The sequence below is a fragment of the Flavobacterium sp. Leaf359 genome (assembly GCF_001423985.1).
GTDB classification, from domain to species: Bacteria; Bacteroidota; Bacteroidia; order Flavobacteriales; family Flavobacteriaceae; genus Flavobacterium; species Flavobacterium lindanitolerans.
This window is the reverse complement of record NZ_LMPW01000013.1, coordinates 96,600-112,919: the sequence shown is the minus strand read 5'-3', so window position 1 is coordinate 112,919 and position 16,320 is coordinate 96,600. Positions and strand designations below refer to the sequence as shown.

The 16,320-nt window shown below is 37.4% G+C and carries 20 protein-coding genes; all 20 read left to right on the top strand.

The window, feature by feature from the left end:
- Positions 1-156 precede the first annotated feature (156 nt).
- The gene (locus tag ASG38_RS13010; protein WP_056071761.1) at positions 157-546 is read left to right on the top strand and encodes a hypothetical protein; all 390 of its coding nucleotides are present in this window, start codon (positions 157-159) and stop codon (positions 544-546) included.
- Between the two features lie 64 nt (positions 547-610).
- Positions 611-1,222 carry a hypothetical protein gene (locus tag ASG38_RS13005; RefSeq protein ID WP_056071758.1) on the top strand — a complete coding sequence of 204 codons (612 nt, stop codon included), beginning with the start codon at positions 611-613 and terminating at the stop codon, positions 1,220-1,222.
- Positions 1,206-2,132 carry an HTTM domain-containing protein gene (locus ASG38_RS13000; protein WP_162239702.1) on the top strand — a complete coding sequence of 309 codons (927 nt, stop codon included), beginning with the start codon at positions 1,206-1,208 and terminating at the stop codon, positions 2,130-2,132. Before ASG38_RS13005 ends, ASG38_RS13000 begins: the two co-directional genes overlap by 17 nt.
- Positions 2,122-3,174, top strand: a complete 1,053-nt coding sequence (locus ASG38_RS12995) for a serine hydrolase (protein WP_056071751.1) — start codon at positions 2,122-2,124, stop codon at positions 3,172-3,174. Before ASG38_RS13000 ends, ASG38_RS12995 begins: the two co-directional genes overlap by 11 nt.
- A 32-nt stretch (positions 3,175-3,206) precedes the next feature.
- Entirely contained in the window at positions 3,207-3,452 is a 246-nt protein-coding gene (locus ASG38_RS12990; RefSeq protein WP_056071748.1) for a hypothetical protein, read from the top strand.
- A gap of 54 nt (positions 3,453-3,506) precedes the next feature.
- Positions 3,507-3,965, top strand: coding sequence for a hypothetical protein (locus ASG38_RS12985; RefSeq protein ID WP_056071745.1), 459 nt, complete (start codon positions 3,507-3,509; stop codon positions 3,963-3,965).
- 12 nt (positions 3,966-3,977) lie between these two features.
- Complete coding sequence (locus tag ASG38_RS12980; RefSeq protein WP_056071743.1) at positions 3,978-5,114, top strand: hypothetical protein; 1,137 nt, start codon at positions 3,978-3,980, stop codon at positions 5,112-5,114.
- Between the two features lie 209 nt (positions 5,115-5,323).
- Positions 5,324-5,524: a cold-shock protein gene (locus ASG38_RS12975; RefSeq protein ID WP_056071739.1), complete on the top strand. Its 201-nt coding sequence runs from the start codon at positions 5,324-5,326 to the stop codon at positions 5,522-5,524.
- Positions 5,525-5,828: 304 nt separating this feature from the next.
- Positions 5,829-6,194, top strand: a complete 366-nt coding sequence (locus ASG38_RS12970) for an NADH-quinone oxidoreductase subunit A (protein WP_056071736.1) — start codon at positions 5,829-5,831, stop codon at positions 6,192-6,194.
- 118 nt (positions 6,195-6,312) lie between these two features.
- The gene (locus tag ASG38_RS12965; RefSeq protein WP_056071732.1) at positions 6,313-6,861 is read left to right on the top strand and encodes an NADH-quinone oxidoreductase subunit B; all 549 of its coding nucleotides are present in this window, start codon (positions 6,313-6,315) and stop codon (positions 6,859-6,861) included.
- A gap of 2 nt (positions 6,862-6,863) precedes the next feature.
- On the top strand, positions 6,864-7,385 hold the full coding sequence (locus ASG38_RS12960) for an NADH-quinone oxidoreductase subunit C (protein WP_056071730.1): 522 nt from the start codon (positions 6,864-6,866) through the stop codon (positions 7,383-7,385).
- A 22-nt stretch (positions 7,386-7,407) separates the two neighbouring features.
- Positions 7,408-8,643 (top strand): NADH-quinone oxidoreductase subunit D, encoded by a 1,236-nt coding sequence (locus ASG38_RS12955; protein ID WP_056071727.1) that lies wholly within the window; start codon positions 7,408-7,410, stop codon positions 8,641-8,643.
- Positions 8,644-8,790: 147 nt separating this feature from the next.
- Positions 8,791-9,321 (top strand): NAD(P)H-dependent oxidoreductase subunit E, encoded by a 531-nt coding sequence (locus tag ASG38_RS12950; RefSeq protein WP_056071723.1) that lies wholly within the window; start codon positions 8,791-8,793, stop codon positions 9,319-9,321.
- 1 nt (position 9,322) lies between these two features.
- Positions 9,323-10,690 (top strand): NADH-quinone oxidoreductase subunit NuoF, encoded by a 1,368-nt coding sequence (gene nuoF / locus ASG38_RS12945; protein WP_056071720.1) that lies wholly within the window; start codon positions 9,323-9,325, stop codon positions 10,688-10,690.
- A 205-nt stretch (positions 10,691-10,895) separates the two neighbouring features.
- Complete coding sequence (locus ASG38_RS12940) at positions 10,896-11,939, top strand: 2Fe-2S iron-sulfur cluster-binding protein (protein ID WP_056071717.1); 1,044 nt, start codon at positions 10,896-10,898, stop codon at positions 11,937-11,939.
- A gap of 5 nt (positions 11,940-11,944) precedes the next feature.
- A complete protein-coding gene (nuoH, locus tag ASG38_RS12935; protein ID WP_056071715.1) occupies positions 11,945-12,976 on the top strand; it encodes an NADH-quinone oxidoreductase subunit NuoH in 1,032 nt (343 codons plus the stop codon).
- A gap of 65 nt (positions 12,977-13,041) precedes the next feature.
- On the top strand, positions 13,042-13,587 hold the full coding sequence (nuoI, locus tag ASG38_RS12930; protein ID WP_056071712.1) for an NADH-quinone oxidoreductase subunit NuoI: 546 nt from the start codon (positions 13,042-13,044) through the stop codon (positions 13,585-13,587).
- A gap of 1 nt (position 13,588) precedes the next feature.
- The gene (locus ASG38_RS12925; protein ID WP_056071709.1) at positions 13,589-14,107 is read left to right on the top strand and encodes an NADH-quinone oxidoreductase subunit J; all 519 of its coding nucleotides are present in this window, start codon (positions 13,589-13,591) and stop codon (positions 14,105-14,107) included.
- A 2-nt stretch (positions 14,108-14,109) separates the two neighbouring features.
- Positions 14,110-14,430 (top strand): NADH-quinone oxidoreductase subunit NuoK, encoded by a 321-nt coding sequence (nuoK, locus tag ASG38_RS12920; RefSeq protein WP_056071706.1) that lies wholly within the window; start codon positions 14,110-14,112, stop codon positions 14,428-14,430.
- 6 nt (positions 14,431-14,436) lie between these two features.
- Positions 14,437-16,317 (top strand): NADH-quinone oxidoreductase subunit L, encoded by a 1,881-nt coding sequence (gene nuoL / locus ASG38_RS12915; RefSeq protein WP_056071704.1) that lies wholly within the window; start codon positions 14,437-14,439, stop codon positions 16,315-16,317.
- Positions 16,318-16,320 lie beyond the last annotated feature (3 nt).

Sequence of the window (16,320 nt, the reverse complement as noted above, 5' to 3'; positions counted from 1 at the left end):
TGAAAAATATCAGAGACCATCCCAGTATTTCCTAATTTGGAAAAATCGAAGGACATGTTTGGGTCCTAAAAAAATCAAACAAAAAAAATTAATCAACCATGGCAAACCGCTTTCCTAATCAACTATAGCGGAAATGCCCTCTAAATTTTAAATATCATGAAAAAATTAGTTTTAACATCGCTTACATGTTTATCATTAACATTATTCTCTTTCACAAAATCTACTGAAGCCGGAGTTCAAAGAATTGGACGTGACCTGTATGACGTAACTCGTGATACACGCTTTAGCAGTGAAGATCAAACTGTAATCAACAAAACTTTGCAAACAAAATATAACATTTCTGATGTTGAATTGAAAAGAGCTATGGCCAACGGAGGCATGGCGCTTCAGGCACAAGCTGGTAAAGCAATCTTGAACGAAACGTGGTTAAACATTGCTTTAGTTCACAAAAACTTTGTGGTTTGGGATAACGCAAGATTAAGTGACGCAGAAATGGCTGAATTCACTTCTCTATCCAGAAGAATCGCGGCTTATGCCGGAAACTAGTATTCCTGTATTAATTAATGCACTATCTGGTTTCTCCGGATAGTGCATTTTAAACTTTATTATTATGATCAAGAAGCTATTAAACAACCGGATGAAAATATTTTTCTTTTTCCATCTTTTCACTTTGGTAATTACAGGTGTGGTTTCAACCAACCATATCTACTATGTCTACCACCAAAAGGAATCAGATAATTTTATTTCGAAAATTCAGAAATTCCAACAAAACAGCTATTGCCAATATTACTACCGATATACGGCTACAGAAACAGGTTTTGGCTTTTTTGCTCCTAATGTCAAAAGTATGGGATTGTTCATGTTTGATTATTGTGACAAAGGTATTGATATAAAATTCCTTACCAATGAAGGAAATTCGAGATATACTACTTTAATTTCGAATATGACAGACCATTTAGATAATACTGCCAAAAAGAAAAAAGCAAATAAGATGACCAAACGGGATTTGCTACTTGATCAATATGGCGAATTATTGATTAAAAATGTTGCTGCCAAATACCAATCCAAGATACGGGTCCATAATCCTGGCTGTGACGAAGTAACCTTAAAATATTTTTTAGTTGAATATCCGTCATTGGCAACAAAAAGCAAAGATCTGGCTAAAAAATACGGACCAATATTAATCAATGTTAAAAATTGGAATTATGAAATTCTTCAATAACTCTGTTTCAGAAATAGAATGGAATTCTTTTTTTAGAATTTCCATCGCGCTCTACTGCCTTTTGAATCTTTTTTCCTTTTGGGCAGATATTCCCAATATTTTATTGGAAAATGCTTTTATCAAGCCTGAAGTTATTGATCTTGTCTTTGATGGCTACAGCCCTACTCTTGTTGATCTCCATCACTATCTTACAAACTTAGGCATTACATTGGCATTTGACGATTTCGTATATCTCGTAATATATGTCTATATTTTCATGCTTGGCTTATTGCTTTTGGGTGCTTTTACCAGAGTTGCCGCTATTGCGTCCTTCATTCTACAGATAATCATTCTAAAATCAATGAACTATTATCTGTATGGTGCAGATTATTTCGCTTCCATGGCTCTTTTTTATTGCATTATTTTTCCAAAAGGGAAATTCTCGCTGGATTATATGATTAAGGAATTCCAAATAAATCAATCGTCTTTAAAATGGTCATTGTTATTGCTTCAGGCCCATTTATGTGTCATTTATTTCTTTTCCGGCTTGGACAAAGGGCTGGGAATAAACTGGTATAATGGAGAATCTGTCTGGAGAGCTGTTTCCGGTCATAATTATAACGGGCTAATCAGTCTTGCAGACTACGACCTACCTAATTTTATCTATATCAGTATTGGAATATTGACTTTGATAACGGAAACATTTTATCCGGTTTTCATCAACTATTCCAAAACCCGAAAACTTTGGCTGACACTTACTATTTCAATGCACGTATCCATTATCCTTTTTATGGGTCTATACTTTTTCGGAACCTTGATGATTATACTGAATGTTGCGGCATATTATATTCCTTACCTTAAAAAAGACAATAGTAATGCAAGTTCTGAATATGAAAAAGATTTAGAAAACCAACTGGCTTATGAAAAATAAAATTCTAATACTGTTTGTCCTTTTTACCTGTGCAGGTTTTTCTCAAAGCAAGCTCCTTAAAATAATTGGGCCTTATAAAGACTCTATTAAAGATTTTGGAATTGTTGCCTTAGTTGAAAGCAAAGACAAGGTATATATAGAGAATATCGGTTTTGAAAAAAATGTCCCCAGTCCCAACGATCAGCTTTTTTGTATTGGAAGTACCAGCAAATTATACATTTCATGTTTGATCTTACAGCTAATCGAAGAAAAAAAGCTTTCACTTGATGACCCTCTATCAAAATTCAACATCATCAGGAAAAACGAAAATATATCCGCAAACATTACTATAAAGAACCTTTTGTCACATAGCAGTGGCATTCAGGATTATCTCACAGCCACTACGTTTAATTCCTCTTTTTTACAACCTTATGAGGACTTCAGCAGAACCGCTTTTTACAAGTTAATCAATTCTAAGTCATTTGCTCCCAATGAAAAGAATGAATATTCCAACAGCAATTATTTTATCCTGAAGGAAATCATAGAAGAAATCGAAGACAAGGCTTTGCATTATGTAGTGGAAGAACGCATTATCAAACCTTTGAAACTTGAGCATACAAAAACATATTATTCAAAAAACATTCCCGGTTTGGCTTCTTCTTATGCCAGCGGAATGAACCTTGATGATTTCCCTAAACTTGGAATTAATAATTTCTCAGATGGTGTCGGAAATTTTGTTACAACAGCCAAAGAATTGAATATTTTCATTCGCGCCTTGTTTTTTTCAAATCGCCTGATAAACTCTCAAAGTGCCAAAATACTGACAACAATTGTACAGCCACAAGGAACAACAAAAAATAAATATTTCGGAATCGGGACACTAAAATTTAAAAATGACCAGTATAACCTATTTGGTTATGCAGGAAGAACAATCAGCTATTCAAGTGCCGCCTATGTGGATACTGATTCAAAACAGAGCTATATATTATTGTTAAACAGTGCAGAATTTTCAAAAGATGCTGCAGATAAAATAATAGTACAAATGATTAAAGATTTCAAGTAATAGCCCCAACTTCACTACATCATCAATCAATTATGAAGTTAACTACCAAAATACCATTAATTTTTATCATCGTCATCAACCTGATCAATCTCTTTTTTATCATCGAATTATCGAACTATGACGAAATGATAAGCTATGTAAAGAATGAAGGAGAAAAAATTACCAGTCCCAGAAAAACGGTAATAGTACTCCTTTTTACCGCCCTGATTAACCTGCTTTTTGTATGTATCGTTTTTATGAGGAGCCTGATCTTTTCACACAAAACAAAATCGAGATGATTAACCCAAGGCCATGAATTTATTGTTCTGAGCCTAATTAAAAACAACAATAAGATGAAAAAAATTCTATACCTCCCGGCCCTGCTTTTTTCCGGAATATCGCTGGCCCAAAGCGGATCTTCACCTGGTATTTCAATTGATGACAATGGTTTGGGAAAACAATTTCCGGACTGCCTTTTAAGTGGCTCTATATGCAAATTGTTTCCAACCAACCAGGACCCGAAAAGTTCAAATGCCAATGCTTATAAAACCGGTGAAAGTTCGTTCTGCATAGGAATTAAAAAAACAGCTATGACAGAAGATAAGCAAGTTGCCCTTTTAGGCAAAGCATTAAAAAATGTAAATCCTGGCGATGCGATTACTTTCAGGATTCCTGCCTCCTATACTGTTGAACATGATTTCTTAAAGGCGATCAACCTCAGTACAGCAAAAGATATTGTTGCCGCAGGAAGTTATCCTGTAGAAATCAACTCCGAGTATGTCCTTATTAAATTGACACTTTCAGGAAACTAAAAAATTACTATCATGATACGATCAGTCTTATGGGTTGCCTTCCTTTTTTTCGCTACGGCTTCTTCCGCATCCGTTAATGGATCCGATCCCGAGTTTAATGCTATCTTCAAGGAAATGCAAAAAGAATTGAAAAAAATAAATGCCTATTATGCGCCTAAAATTCGCGAAAAAGAGCTGCGTATTCAGGACATTTCGGCTAAAATTTATGACACAAAAGAAACTGCATCGAAAATCGATTTTTTAATCCAGAAGGATTTGCTGAAAGAGGAAATCTTATCTCTTAAAAAAGAAGAAATGCAGGATCTGTCCAAAATCAGATATTTGAAAGGACTCCAGATTATCCGTCTTTTATATGAAAAAGTTTTAAGCCTTGACCATCACTTTGCATCGGTGCGAACATTCTCTGAAATCAACAAGATTTCCAACCCAAATCAATATCCGGAATATGAAAAACTAAAAGAAATTGTAAAAAGCAGAAAAGATAGAAAGGCCGGTTTTGACCTCACCTCAATACTCGGAACCAACACCATCGTATCTGTAGTACAGACTTTCTCAAATCTGATGGTTTCTTCACTTTCAAAAGATGAAAAGGACAAGGAAATTGCAAATATCGAGTGCATTCTGGATTTTACGCTCAGAATGCAAAATGAGCTCAATACGATTTATTTTGAAACAGCTTTTCTTCAGAAAAGCAATGAAAAGATTCGAACCGACATTGAAACTTTATTCAAAGAATACACAAAGCCTATAGGATATGCCAATACGCTGGAAAGCTGCAGGACATCAGATGATTGGGAAAGCGTAAAGCAGAAAACAAACGATTATCTTGCCAATCTGAAAACACAACAGGGACCCCAATTGTATTCATCGCAGGTTAACATCATCTTTCCAATTGACAGGCTCCTGCAATTCATAACGCAATACAACAGTTTTATTGATCAGGGAGGCAAATTTTATGAAAAGTTCAAGATCATTCTTAACAGTTATGAGAATGAAAAACAATGCGAAACAAAGCTTCCCTTGGAGTACAAAAAATTAAAAGACGATATTGATGTTGCCATAAGCAAATTCAACATGGCTTATCGCCCTGTAGAGGTAAACGGATCAAAAATGAAAGAGATTCTTTATGGAATTAATGAGTTTGAATAATTCTTAAAATTTTAGATTATCTTTATCATAAATAATCAAAAAAATGAGGTATTTCGCTTAAAAATTGAAAATCAAATGGTTGAATTTTAGGAAAAATCACAAAAAGATTTTTTAATCAATAATTTTTTTTCAATTTATTAACATAAAATTATACTTCGTATCATATTAAATACTACATTTGTTCATTATTAATTATTTTTATTATTACAATGCGTACAGGTACAGTTAAATTTTTTAATGAATCCAAAGGATATGGATTCATTGTAGACGAAGAAACAGGAAAAGACATTTTCGTTCATGCTTCAGGAATCAAAGCGGAAGAACTTCGCGAGGGAGATAGAGTATCTTACGAAGAAGAAGAAGGAAGAAAAGGTAAAGTTGCTGCACAGGTTGCAGTACTTCAAAACTAATATATAGCATACTATTTTTAGTTTCCTAAAAGTTAAACCGCTCCATAAATGGAGCGGTTTTTTTATACTCTGGATTTAACATAAAATTAAATTATTTTCATTTTTTTAATAGTAAAAATGAATTTTTCATTTTTTTTGATTTAAACATTTAAAAAACGAATAACTACCCCAGACATTACTAATTTATTATTTTTATTCATTCTAAATTAAAATTAAGGACAATACTATATAGTATTGAAATCCGTAGGCTGTGAATTCAATATTGGCTCGTATATTTGTAACTATTTTATAAAATAAATTCTTTATGAGTACGGATCAGACTAGTTATTTCCCTATATTAATGCAATTTTTGCTTGCTACCGGGTTTGTGGTTATGACAATTATTGGATCAAGTTTTTTAGGCCCAAGAAGAAAGTCGGTCAACAAAGACAAAAACTTTGAGTGCGGGATTGAATCTGTAGGGAACGCCCGTATCCCTTTTTCTGTAAAATATTTTTTGGTTGCCATCTTATTCGTGTTGTTCGACGTCGAGGTTATTTTCATGTATCCATGGGCAGTGAATTTCAAAGAAATGGGTTGGGCAGGATTGGCCAAAATGGCAATCTTTATGTTTCTTCTGGTAGTAGGTTTTTACTATGTAATGAAGAAAAAAGGATTAGAGTGGGAATAATTGATTTTTGATTTGGGAATTATGATTTAAGACTTTCCCAATTTATAAAAACAAAGAAACAGATTCTTGTTTCGGACTTCACAGAAATCTGAAATCAGCAATCTAAAATCTAAAAAAAATGAGTGATTCAAAAATAAATATGGTAGAAACTCCCGAAGGATATGAAGGAACCGGGTTTTTCGCTACAAAGCTGGATACTGTAGTTGGACTTGCCAGAGCCAATTCTCTTTGGCCATTACCATTTGCTACTTCTTGTTGCGGTATTGAATTTATGGCAACTATGGGTTCACATTATGATGTTGCACGCTTTGGGTCAGAGCGTATGAGTTTTTCACCCCGCCAGGCAGATATGCTTTTGGTGATGGGAACAATTGCTAAAAAAATGGCACCAATCTTACGTCAGGTTTATGAACAAATGGCAGAACCAAAATGGGTTATCGCTGTTGGTGCCTGTGCTTCATCAGGAGGTATTTTCGACACGTATTCCGTATTGCAAGGCATTGACAAAGTAATTCCTGTAGACGTTTATGTGCCAGGATGCCCGCCTAGACCGGAACAGATTCTTGACGGCGTTATGCGCCTTCAGGATTTAGTAAAATCTGAATCCGTAAGGAGAAGAAGTTCTCCAGAATATCAAGAATTACTAGCTTCTTATAACATTTCTTAAAAATGGCTTTAGAAACTTCCGACATACAAAATAAGCTGGTTGATAATTTCGAATTAATTGTACGCGATTTTTCACAGCAACACGATATTTTTTCTTTTGAAGTAGATTCCACATCAATACTCGAAGTAATGCAGTTTCTGAGAGACGACAAAACGCTTCGTTTTAACTTTCTTACAGACGTGTGCGGCATTCATTATCCGGATGCTGAAACAGACAGGCAATTTGCCGTAGTTTATCACATGCACAACTGGGTAGACAATGTACGAATCAGAATCAAATGCTTCCTGAATGGCGAAAATCCGGAAATTGATTCCGTAACCAGCCTGTTTCTGGGAGCTAACTGGCAGGAAAGAGAAACCTATGACTTTTTTGGGATTATTTTCAAAGGCCATCCGCAGTTGAAAAGAATCCTGAACATGGACGAAATGGTTTCTTTCCCTATGCGAAAAGAATTCCCATTGGAAGATGGCGGAAGAACTGATAAAGACGACCGTTTCTTCGGAAGAACAACAGATAATTGCTAATAGTACTGAAATAATACCTATAATGTCAGACTTATTATTACCACCAGAATTACGATATGCCGATATCATCAAACAAAGACAGAATGAAGACGGAAGCGAGCTATCCATTCTGAACTTAGGACCGACGCACCCTGCTACTCACGGTATTTTCCAGAACATTCTTTTAATGGATGGGGAACGAATCGTAGAAGGAGAAGGTACTGTTGGTTACATCCATCGCGCATTTGAAAAAATTGCTGAAAACAGACCTTTCTACCAAATCACACCATTGACCGACAGAATGAACTACTGTTCGTCTCCTATAAACAATATGGGGTGGTGGATGACTTTGGAAAAGGCTCTAAATATAGAAGTTCCTAAAAGAGTACAATACCTACGGGTAATCATAATGGAGTTGGCGCGTATTGCCGACCATATCATTTGCAACTCGGTTTTGGGTGTGGATACCGGAGCCCTGACAGGCTTTTTATATGTATTCCAGTTTAGGGAAAAAATTTACGAAATCTACGAAGAAATCTGTGGTGCCAGGCTAACGACCAACATGGGTAGAATTGGAGGTTTTGAAAGAGAATGGAGTCCTGCTGCATTCCGAAAAATTAATGAATTTCTTGAAGAGTTCCCTCCTGTTTGGGAACAATTCGAAAAATTGCTGACCCGTAACCGAATTTTCATGGACAGGACTATCAATGTAGGTCCTATTTCTGCAGAACGCGCCATGAGCTACGGATTTACAGGCCCTAACTTAAGAGCTACAGGTGTTGATTATGACATTCGTGTTATGCAACCGTACAGTTCTTATGAGGATTTTGAATTTAATGTACCGGTTGGAAAATCAGGTGATACTTATGACCGATTCTGTGTTAGAAATGCAGAAGTTTGGGAAAGTATCAGCATCATCAAGCAAGCGCTGGCAAAAATGCCTGAAGGTCCATACCATGCAGATGTTCCGGATTATTATCTTCCGCCAAAAGAAGAGGTCTATACTACAATGGAAGCCTTGATTTACCACTTTAAAATTGTAATGGGAGAAATTCCTGTTCCGGTAACAGAAGTTTACCATCCTGTTGAAGGCGGTAATGGCGAATTAGGTTTCTATCTGATAACTGATGGAAGCAGAACACCTTACAGACTGCATTTCAGAAGACCATGCTTTATTTACTATCAGGCATTCAATGAAATGGTAAAAGGACAAATGCTTTCAGATGCAATTGCTACGCTGTCAAGCTTGAACGTAATTGCAGGAGAATTAGACGCATAGAGATTATAGATTTGGGATTTAAGATTTAAGATTTAGGGTTTGAGGCCGCAGAAATCAGAAATCAAAAATCAGAAATCAGAAAATATATTTAGGAGTATAAATTTTGAATGTCAGATTGAATCTGAAATCAAAAATCTGAAATAGAAAATGGAACGTTTACATATCAAACAAGAAATAAATATCACAGAAGCATTGATGGAACGCATCAACGAGCTTTTGAGCCATTATCCGGCAGACAAGAAAAAGTCGGCCCTTTTGCCAGTCCTGCACGATGTTCAGGATGCCCATGACAATTGGCTGAGCGTTGAACTGATGGATAAGGTTGCCGAAATACTTGAAATAAAGCCAATCGAGGTTTATGAAGTCGTATCTTTTTATACGATGTTCAATCAAAGACCGGTTGGAAAATATATGTTTGAGTTCTGTCAGACTTCACCTTGCTGTTTGAGAGGTGTTGAAAATCTGATGGATTATACCTGTGACAAACTGGGCGTTAAAGTTGGTGAGCCAACAGCAGACGGAATGTTTGAGGTACGTGGAGTTGAATGTCTCGGAGCTTGCGGTTATGCACCCATGATGCAGCTTGGTGACTTTTTCCAGGAAAATCTGACGAAAGACAAAATCGACCAACTTATTGCTGATTGCAGAGATAACAAGGTTATATTACACGATAAATAATATGTCAAAGAAAATATTATTAGAGAAAGCAAGTATTCCGGGGATTAAGACCTATGAAGTTTATCGCCAAAACGGTGGTTATGCTTCTGTAGAAAAAGCCCTGAAATCGATGACCCCTGATGAAGTTGTGGAAGAAGTGAAAGCTTCCGGATTGAGAGGTCGTGGTGGTGCTGGTTTCCCTACCGGGCTGAAATGGAGCTTCATCGATAAAAAATCAGGAAAGCCAAGACATTTGGTTTGTAATGCTGATGAATCAGAACCGGGAACTTTTAAAGACCGTTTCCTGATGGAGTACATTCCTCACCTTCTTATTGAAGGAATGATTACTTCCAGCTATGCCTTAGAAGCAAACTTATCTTATATATACATCCGCGGTGAATATATGTGGGTGTACAAAATTCTTGAAAGAGCTATTAAAGAAGCCTATGCTGCAGGATGGCTTGGAAAAAACATTTTAGGAACCGGCTACAACCTTGACCTGTATGTTCATTGTGGTGGTGGTGCCTATATCTGCGGTGAAGAAACTGCTTTGATTGAATCTCTGGAAGGAAAAAGAGGAAATCCCCGTATCAAGCCGCCATTCCCGGCTGTTTCCGGACTTTGGTCAAATCCTACCGTAGTAAACAACGTAGAGTCCATTGCAGCAGTGCCTTGGATTGTTAACAATACCGGTGCAGAATATGCTAAAATAGGAATTGGAAGATCAACCGGAACCAAACTGATTTCTGCTTCAGGACACATCAAAAATCCGGGCGTTTACGAAATCGAATTGGGACTTAGTGTTGATGAATTCATGAACTCTGATGAATATCTGGGCGGAATGATTGACGAAAGACCTTTGAAAGCATTTGTTCCCGGAGGTTCATCTGTTCCTGTCCTGCCAGCCAATTTGATTTATAAGACTGCAAATGGTGAAGACCGTCTGATGACTTACGAATCATTAAGTGATGGCGGATTTGCTACTGGTTCCATGCTAGGTTCCGGCGGATTTATAGTATACAACGATACCGCTTGTATTGTTAGAAACACCTGGAACTTCTCCAGATTCTACCACCACGAAAGCTGCGGACAGTGTTCGCCTTGCCGTGAAGGAACAGGCTGGCTTGAAAAAGTATTGCACAGAATTGAAAACGGCCATGGCCGCGAAGAAGATATTGACCTGCTTTGGAGCATCCAGAGCAAGATTGAAGGAAACACAATTTGTCCTTTAGGTGATGCTGCTGCCTGGCCGGTTGCCGCTGCAATCCGTCACTTTAGAGATGAATTCGAATATCATGTCCGTTTCCCGGAAAAAATAAAAAACAGAGACCATTTCGTAAACGAGCCTTTTGAAAAGGTGAGACACTTGGTTGGAAAACAAACAGTTTAAATTTAGTCGAAAGTAATAAAGTCGAAAGTATTAAAGTCGAAAGTATTAAAGTCGAATGTCATAAGGTATAAAGTCGGAAATCCTAAAGTCAAAAGTCGGAAGGTATAGAGCCAGATGATTTTAACGCCTTAAAACTTTACAACTTCAAGACTTTACACTTTAAGACTATACAACTTTAAGACTTTATCTTATCAAGAATAAAAAAATGAAAGTAACAATAGACGGTCAAACCATAGAAGTAGAACCAGGAACCACTATCCTGCAGGCTGCTCGAATGATCGGTGGCGAATCGGTTCCGCCAACGATGTGCTATTATTCAAAACTGAAAGGTTCAGGCGGAAAATGCCGTGCCTGTCTGGTTGAAGTTTCCAAAGGAAGCGATGCGAATCCAACACCAATGCCAAAATTGGTAGCTTCATGCGTTACAGGCGTAATGGACGGTATGGAAGTAAACAGCATCAAATCAGAGCGGGTTACAGACGCCAGAAAAGCGGTTACGGAATTCTTGCTGATTAACCACCCATTGGATTGTCCGGTTTGCGACCAGGCCGGAGAATGTGATCTTCAGAATTTGAGTTTCAAACACGGAAAATCACAGACCCGTTATATTGAAGAAAAAAGGACTTTCGAGCCGGAAGACATAGGCCCGAATATCCAATTGCACATGAACCGTTGTATTTTGTGTTACAGATGTGTTATGGTTGCAGACCAGCTAACAGACAACCGTGTTCACGGTGTTGTTGACAGAGGTGACCATTCCAACATTTCAACCTGCATTTCAAAAGCAATCGACAATGAATTTTCAGGAAACATGATTGATGTTTGTCCTGTTGGAGCATTGACAGATAAAACTTTCCGTTTCAAATCGAGAGTATGGTTCAACAAACCATTCAACGCCCACAGAAACTGTGACAAATGCTGCGGTAAGACAACCGTATGGATGTTTGGAAACGAAATACAAAGAGTTACCGGAAGAAAAGACGAATTCCATGAAGTGGAAGAATTCATTTGCAACGAATGCCGTTTTGACCATAAAAATGTAGAAGACTGGGTTATTGAAGGTCCAAGAAAATTCGAAAAAGATTCGGTTATCAACCAAAACAATTACACCAGAAAATTAGATACGGTTGTTATCGAAACAGAAAAAGGAATCCTGAAAGGCCGTGAACAGGACAGAAGAAAAATCAGTATGGCAGCCGTTCCTTTGAGAAAAGAAGAGGAACAGGAATTTAAGGAAGGTAATATTTAGATAAGATGGACAGTACGATAATCATAGAAAAAGGAGTTTTTATTGTCATAATCTTTGCTATCACTATGTTGATGGCGATGTATTCTACACTTGCCGAAAGAAAAATCGCTGCCTGGCTTCAAGACCGTATCGGACCAAACAGAGCCGGAAAAGGTGGGGTATTACAACCGCTTGCTGACGGACTTAAATTATTTTCAAAAGAAGAATTCCTTCCTGACACACCAAACAAATTCTTATTCGTAGTAGGTCCTGCCATCTCTATGAGCGTTGCTTTAATGACCAGTGCCGTTATTCCATGGGGAGACAAACTGCACCTGTTTGGAAGAGATATTGTTTTGCAGGCTACAGATATTGACGTTGCCATTTTATACGTATTCGGAGTATTGTCTGTTGGAGTATACGGAATCATGATTGGAGGTTGGGCATCGAACAACAAATTCTCATTGATGTCTGCTATGCGTGCAGCTTCCCAAATGATTTCTTATGAAATTGCTATGGGACTTTCAATCATTGCTTTGCTGATGATGGAAGGAACCCTTAGCTTGCGCGAAATCTCAGCCAACCAAAGCGGCATGCACTGGAATGTTTTCTATCAACCTCTGGGCTTTATTATTTTTCTGGTATGTTCTTTTGCCGAAACAAACAGAACTCCTTTTGACCTTGCAGAATGTGAAGCCGAATTAATTGGGGGTTACCATACGGAATACTCTTCCATGAGAATGGGATTCTATCTTTTTGCCGAGTATGCAAGTATGTTCATATCATCAACAATTTTGGCCGTTCTTTATTTTGGAGGCTACAACTATCCGGGAATGGAATGGGCTGTTGAAAACTGGGGTGTCAATCCGGCAAACATCCTTGGAATAGTCGTGTTGTTTATAAAAATATGTTTCTTCATCTTCTTCTTTATGTGGGTAAGATGGACGATACCGAGATTCCGTTACGACCAGCTGATGCGATTGGGATGGAAAGCCTTGATTCCACTGGCAATAGCAAACATTATAGTAACCGCAGTAGTAATGCTGTTGGTTCAATAAATCAGGATTAATAAAAAGATTTAGAAGGGATATTTCCAATCAAAAATCTTAAATCATATATCAAAATGAGTATAGAAACTATATCATTATCGGGAAGAAAGAAGGAGGTTTCCAACAAAAAGATGAATTTTTGGGAAAGCCTTTATCTTGTGGCAATCGTAAAAGGATTGTTAATCACTATTAAGCACTTATTCACCAGAAAAGTAACGATTAAATATCCGGAACAGGTTCGTCCAATGAGTCCTGTTTACCGCGGACAGCATATGCTCATGCGTGATGAGGAAGGTCGCGAGCGTTGTACTGCCTGTGGTTTGTGTGCACTGTCCTGCCCTGCCGAAGCTATTACAATGAAAGCAGAAGAAAGAAAGCCGGATGAAAAACACCTGTACAGAGAAGAGAAATATGCTTCTATCTACGAAATTAATATGTTGCGTTGCATTTTCTGTGGCTTGTGTGAAGAAGCTTGCCCTAAACAGGCTATCTATCTGACTACATCTAAAAAGATTGTAAAGGCAAATTACGAAAGAGACGAATTTATTTATGGAAAAGATAAATTGGTTATGCCTTTAGAACAGGCTTTGAATAATACTAAATTGAAAACGGCTAATTAATATGTTGACAACTGTATTTTATATTTTATCTGCAATTACTTTAGCTACTGCGTTCCTGACGATTTTTTCCAGAAATCCGATTCATAGCGCAATCTATCTGGTAATCTGTTTCTTTTCTATAGCCGGACACTATTTGCTGTTCAATGCACAATTCCTGGCTGTTGTACACATCATAGTATATTCCGGAGCAATTATGATTCTCTTGCTCTTTACGATAATGTTAATGAACCTCAACAAAGAAGACGAAAAACACAAAAGCGGGCTTACGATACTCGCAGCAGTGGCTTCTTTCTGTCTGGTGGCTTTTGTACTTTTGGCTGCTTTCATAAAATCAATGCCAATTATTGAGGAATATTATGTTTCTGGTGAAGATTACCAGTCCATCAAAGTTTTGGGACAGGTATTGCTTGATGAGAAAAACGGCTTCATGATTCCATTTGAATTTGCGTCAGTATTGTTATTAGTATCTATGATTGGAGCAGTTCTATTGTCTAAAAAAGAAGAAAAAATAAGCTTATAGTTATGCAGAATGTTTTACAGGAAATAGGCATTAACAACTACATCTATCTTTCTACGATACTGTTTTGTATCGGGATATTTGGAGTTCTGTTCAGAAGAAATGCCATCGTAATGTTTATGTCAATTGAGATTATGCTAAATGCGGTAAATCTTTTGCTGGTTGTCTTTTCAACCTACCATCAGGATGCAGCAGGACAAGTATTCGTATTTTTCTCTATGGCCGTTGCTGCAGCAGAAGTTGCAGTTGGTTTGGCTATTCTGGTTGGAATTTACAGAAACATTCATTCGATTGATATTGATAAATTAAAAAATTTAAAAGGATAATCCCTAATGGAGACAAGCTTACTATTATTTTTATTATTGGCGCCATTTGCAGGCTTTTTATTCAACGTATTCTTTGGAAAAAAAGTCAGCCGTAATGTTTCCGGAACCATCGGGACTATTGCAGTTGCTGTTTCCTTTGGAATCGCATTAAACTTTTTCTTTCAGATAAACAGTACAAAACAGCCTATACTCATTGACCTGTTTCACTGGATGACACTTGGAAACTTCGACGTTAGCTTCAGTTTTCTGTTAGACCAGCTGTCTGTTCTTTGGTTACTTTTCGTAACAGGAATCGGTACTTTAATTCATATCTATTCCATAAGCTATATGCACGATGATGAAAATCTGCATAAGTTTTTTGCTTACCTCAACCTGTTTATTTTCTTCATGATAACACTGGTTACAGGTTCAAACCTGTTAATCATGTTCATAGGCTGGGAAGGTGTTGGATTATGCTCCTACCTGCTTATCGGGTTCTGGTATAAAAACCAGGATTACAACGATGCTGCTAAAAAAGCATTTATCATGAACAGAATCGGAGACCTTGGATTCTTAATCGGAATTTTCACCCTGGGTTACCTGTTCAGCTCTGTTGATTTCACAACAATTAAAGCCATAGTAGCTTCCGGGCGTACGGTTGATTTAGGATGGCTTGCTTTTGGAACACTATGTCTTTTTATTGGTGCTTCAGGAAAATCAGCTCAGATTCCATTATACACATGGCTTCCTGACGCGATGGCAGGACCAACCCCGGTTTCTGCTTTAATCCACGCAGCAACAATGGTTACTGCCGGAATTTTTATGATTACCCGATTGAACTTCATATTCGATTTGACACCAACTATCCAGATGGTTATAGCCATAATAGGTGCCATAACATCTTTAGTTGCTGCATTTATTGCTTTGGTTCAGAACGATATTAAAAAGGTTTTGGCTTATTCTACAGTTTCACAGCTTGGCTTAATGTTTTTGGCCTTAGGATTAGGCGCTTATGAAATTGCCGTTTTCCACGTAATTACACACGCTTTCTTCAAAGCTTGTCTGTTCTTAGGTTCGGGTTCTGTTATCCATGCTATGCACGGCGAACAGGACATGAGAAAAATGGGTGGTTTAAGAAAATACATGAAGGTTACTTACATTACTTTCCTGATTGCAACTTTAGCCATTTCAGGTATTCCTATTTTTGCCGGTTTCTTCTCTAAGGACGAAATTCTGATGGTAGCTTTCCATGAAAACAAGGCATTGTGGGTTATCGCTTCGTTGGCTTCAATCATGACTGCCTTCTACATGTTCCGTTTATTATACCTTACTTTCTTCAAAGAATTCAGAGGAACCGAGGAACAGAAACATCATTTGCACGAATCACCGGGCCTGATTACTTTCCCATTGATTGTATTGGCTATACTATCTACCGTTGGAGGTTTTATCAGCTTCCCCGGACATAGCTGGTTGAACGAATACCTGAAGCCAATTTTTATTGGAGCAAGAGAAGAACACCACTTAGACAGCACTACTTTTATATTGATGGGAGTGGCAGTTGTGGGTGCCTTAATTGGTATTGGAATTGCCTATTCCAATTATATCAAAAAATCTCAGGTGCCTGCAGAAGACAATGAAATTACAGGATTCTCAAAAGTTTTATATAATAAGTTTTATGTAGATGAAATTTATATGGCGGTAATCGTGAAGCCAATCTATGCAATAGCAAGCTTCTCGAAAAACTTTATCGAAACAGCCTTATCAGGATTTATTTTCGGATTGGGCAAAGTCACAAATATGGTTGGAACGCAAGGAAGAGTACTTCAAAACGGAAGCGTAGGATTCTATCTTTTTGTTTTTGTTATCGGAACTGCTTCAATTATCGCTTATTTATTTTTAGCTCAATAATTC

Excerpts from the sequence above, each read along its gene's own strand:
- ASG38_RS13010 (WP_056071761.1), top strand. The coding sequence starts at position 157 with ATGAAAAAATTAGTTTTAACATCGCTTACATGTTTATCATTAACATTA.
- ASG38_RS13005 (WP_056071758.1), top strand. The coding sequence starts at position 611 with ATGATCAAGAAGCTATTAAACAACCGGATGAAAATATTTTTCTTTTTC.
- ASG38_RS13000 (WP_162239702.1), top strand. The coding sequence starts at position 1,206 with ATGAAATTCTTCAATAACTCTGTTTCAGAAATAGAATGGAATTCTTTT.
- ASG38_RS12995 (WP_056071751.1), top strand. The coding sequence starts at position 2,122 with ATGAAAAATAAAATTCTAATACTGTTTGTCCTTTTTACCTGTGCAGGT.
- ASG38_RS12990 (WP_056071748.1), top strand. The coding sequence starts at position 3,207 with ATGAAGTTAACTACCAAAATACCATTAATTTTTATCATCGTCATCAAC.
- ASG38_RS12985 (WP_056071745.1), top strand. The coding sequence starts at position 3,507 with ATGAAAAAAATTCTATACCTCCCGGCCCTGCTTTTTTCCGGAATATCG.
- ASG38_RS12980 (WP_056071743.1), top strand. The coding sequence starts at position 3,978 with ATGATACGATCAGTCTTATGGGTTGCCTTCCTTTTTTTCGCTACGGCT.
- ASG38_RS12975 (WP_056071739.1), top strand. The coding sequence starts at position 5,324 with ATGCGTACAGGTACAGTTAAATTTTTTAATGAATCCAAAGGATATGGA.
- ASG38_RS12970 (WP_056071736.1), top strand. The coding sequence starts at position 5,829 with ATGAGTACGGATCAGACTAGTTATTTCCCTATATTAATGCAATTTTTG.
- ASG38_RS12965 (WP_056071732.1), top strand. The coding sequence starts at position 6,313 with ATGAGTGATTCAAAAATAAATATGGTAGAAACTCCCGAAGGATATGAA.
- ASG38_RS12960 (WP_056071730.1), top strand. The coding sequence starts at position 6,864 with ATGGCTTTAGAAACTTCCGACATACAAAATAAGCTGGTTGATAATTTC.
- ASG38_RS12955 (WP_056071727.1), top strand. The coding sequence starts at position 7,408 with ATGTCAGACTTATTATTACCACCAGAATTACGATATGCCGATATCATC.
- ASG38_RS12950 (WP_056071723.1), top strand. The coding sequence starts at position 8,791 with ATGGAACGTTTACATATCAAACAAGAAATAAATATCACAGAAGCATTG.
- nuoF (WP_056071720.1), top strand. The coding sequence starts at position 9,323 with ATGTCAAAGAAAATATTATTAGAGAAAGCAAGTATTCCGGGGATTAAG.
- ASG38_RS12940 (WP_056071717.1), top strand. The coding sequence starts at position 10,896 with ATGAAAGTAACAATAGACGGTCAAACCATAGAAGTAGAACCAGGAACC.
- nuoH (WP_056071715.1), top strand. The coding sequence starts at position 11,945 with ATGGACAGTACGATAATCATAGAAAAAGGAGTTTTTATTGTCATAATC.
- nuoI (WP_056071712.1), top strand. The coding sequence starts at position 13,042 with ATGAGTATAGAAACTATATCATTATCGGGAAGAAAGAAGGAGGTTTCC.
- ASG38_RS12925 (WP_056071709.1), top strand. The coding sequence starts at position 13,589 with ATGTTGACAACTGTATTTTATATTTTATCTGCAATTACTTTAGCTACT.
- nuoK (WP_056071706.1), top strand. The coding sequence starts at position 14,110 with ATGCAGAATGTTTTACAGGAAATAGGCATTAACAACTACATCTATCTT.
- nuoL (WP_056071704.1), top strand. The coding sequence starts at position 14,437 with ATGGAGACAAGCTTACTATTATTTTTATTATTGGCGCCATTTGCAGGC.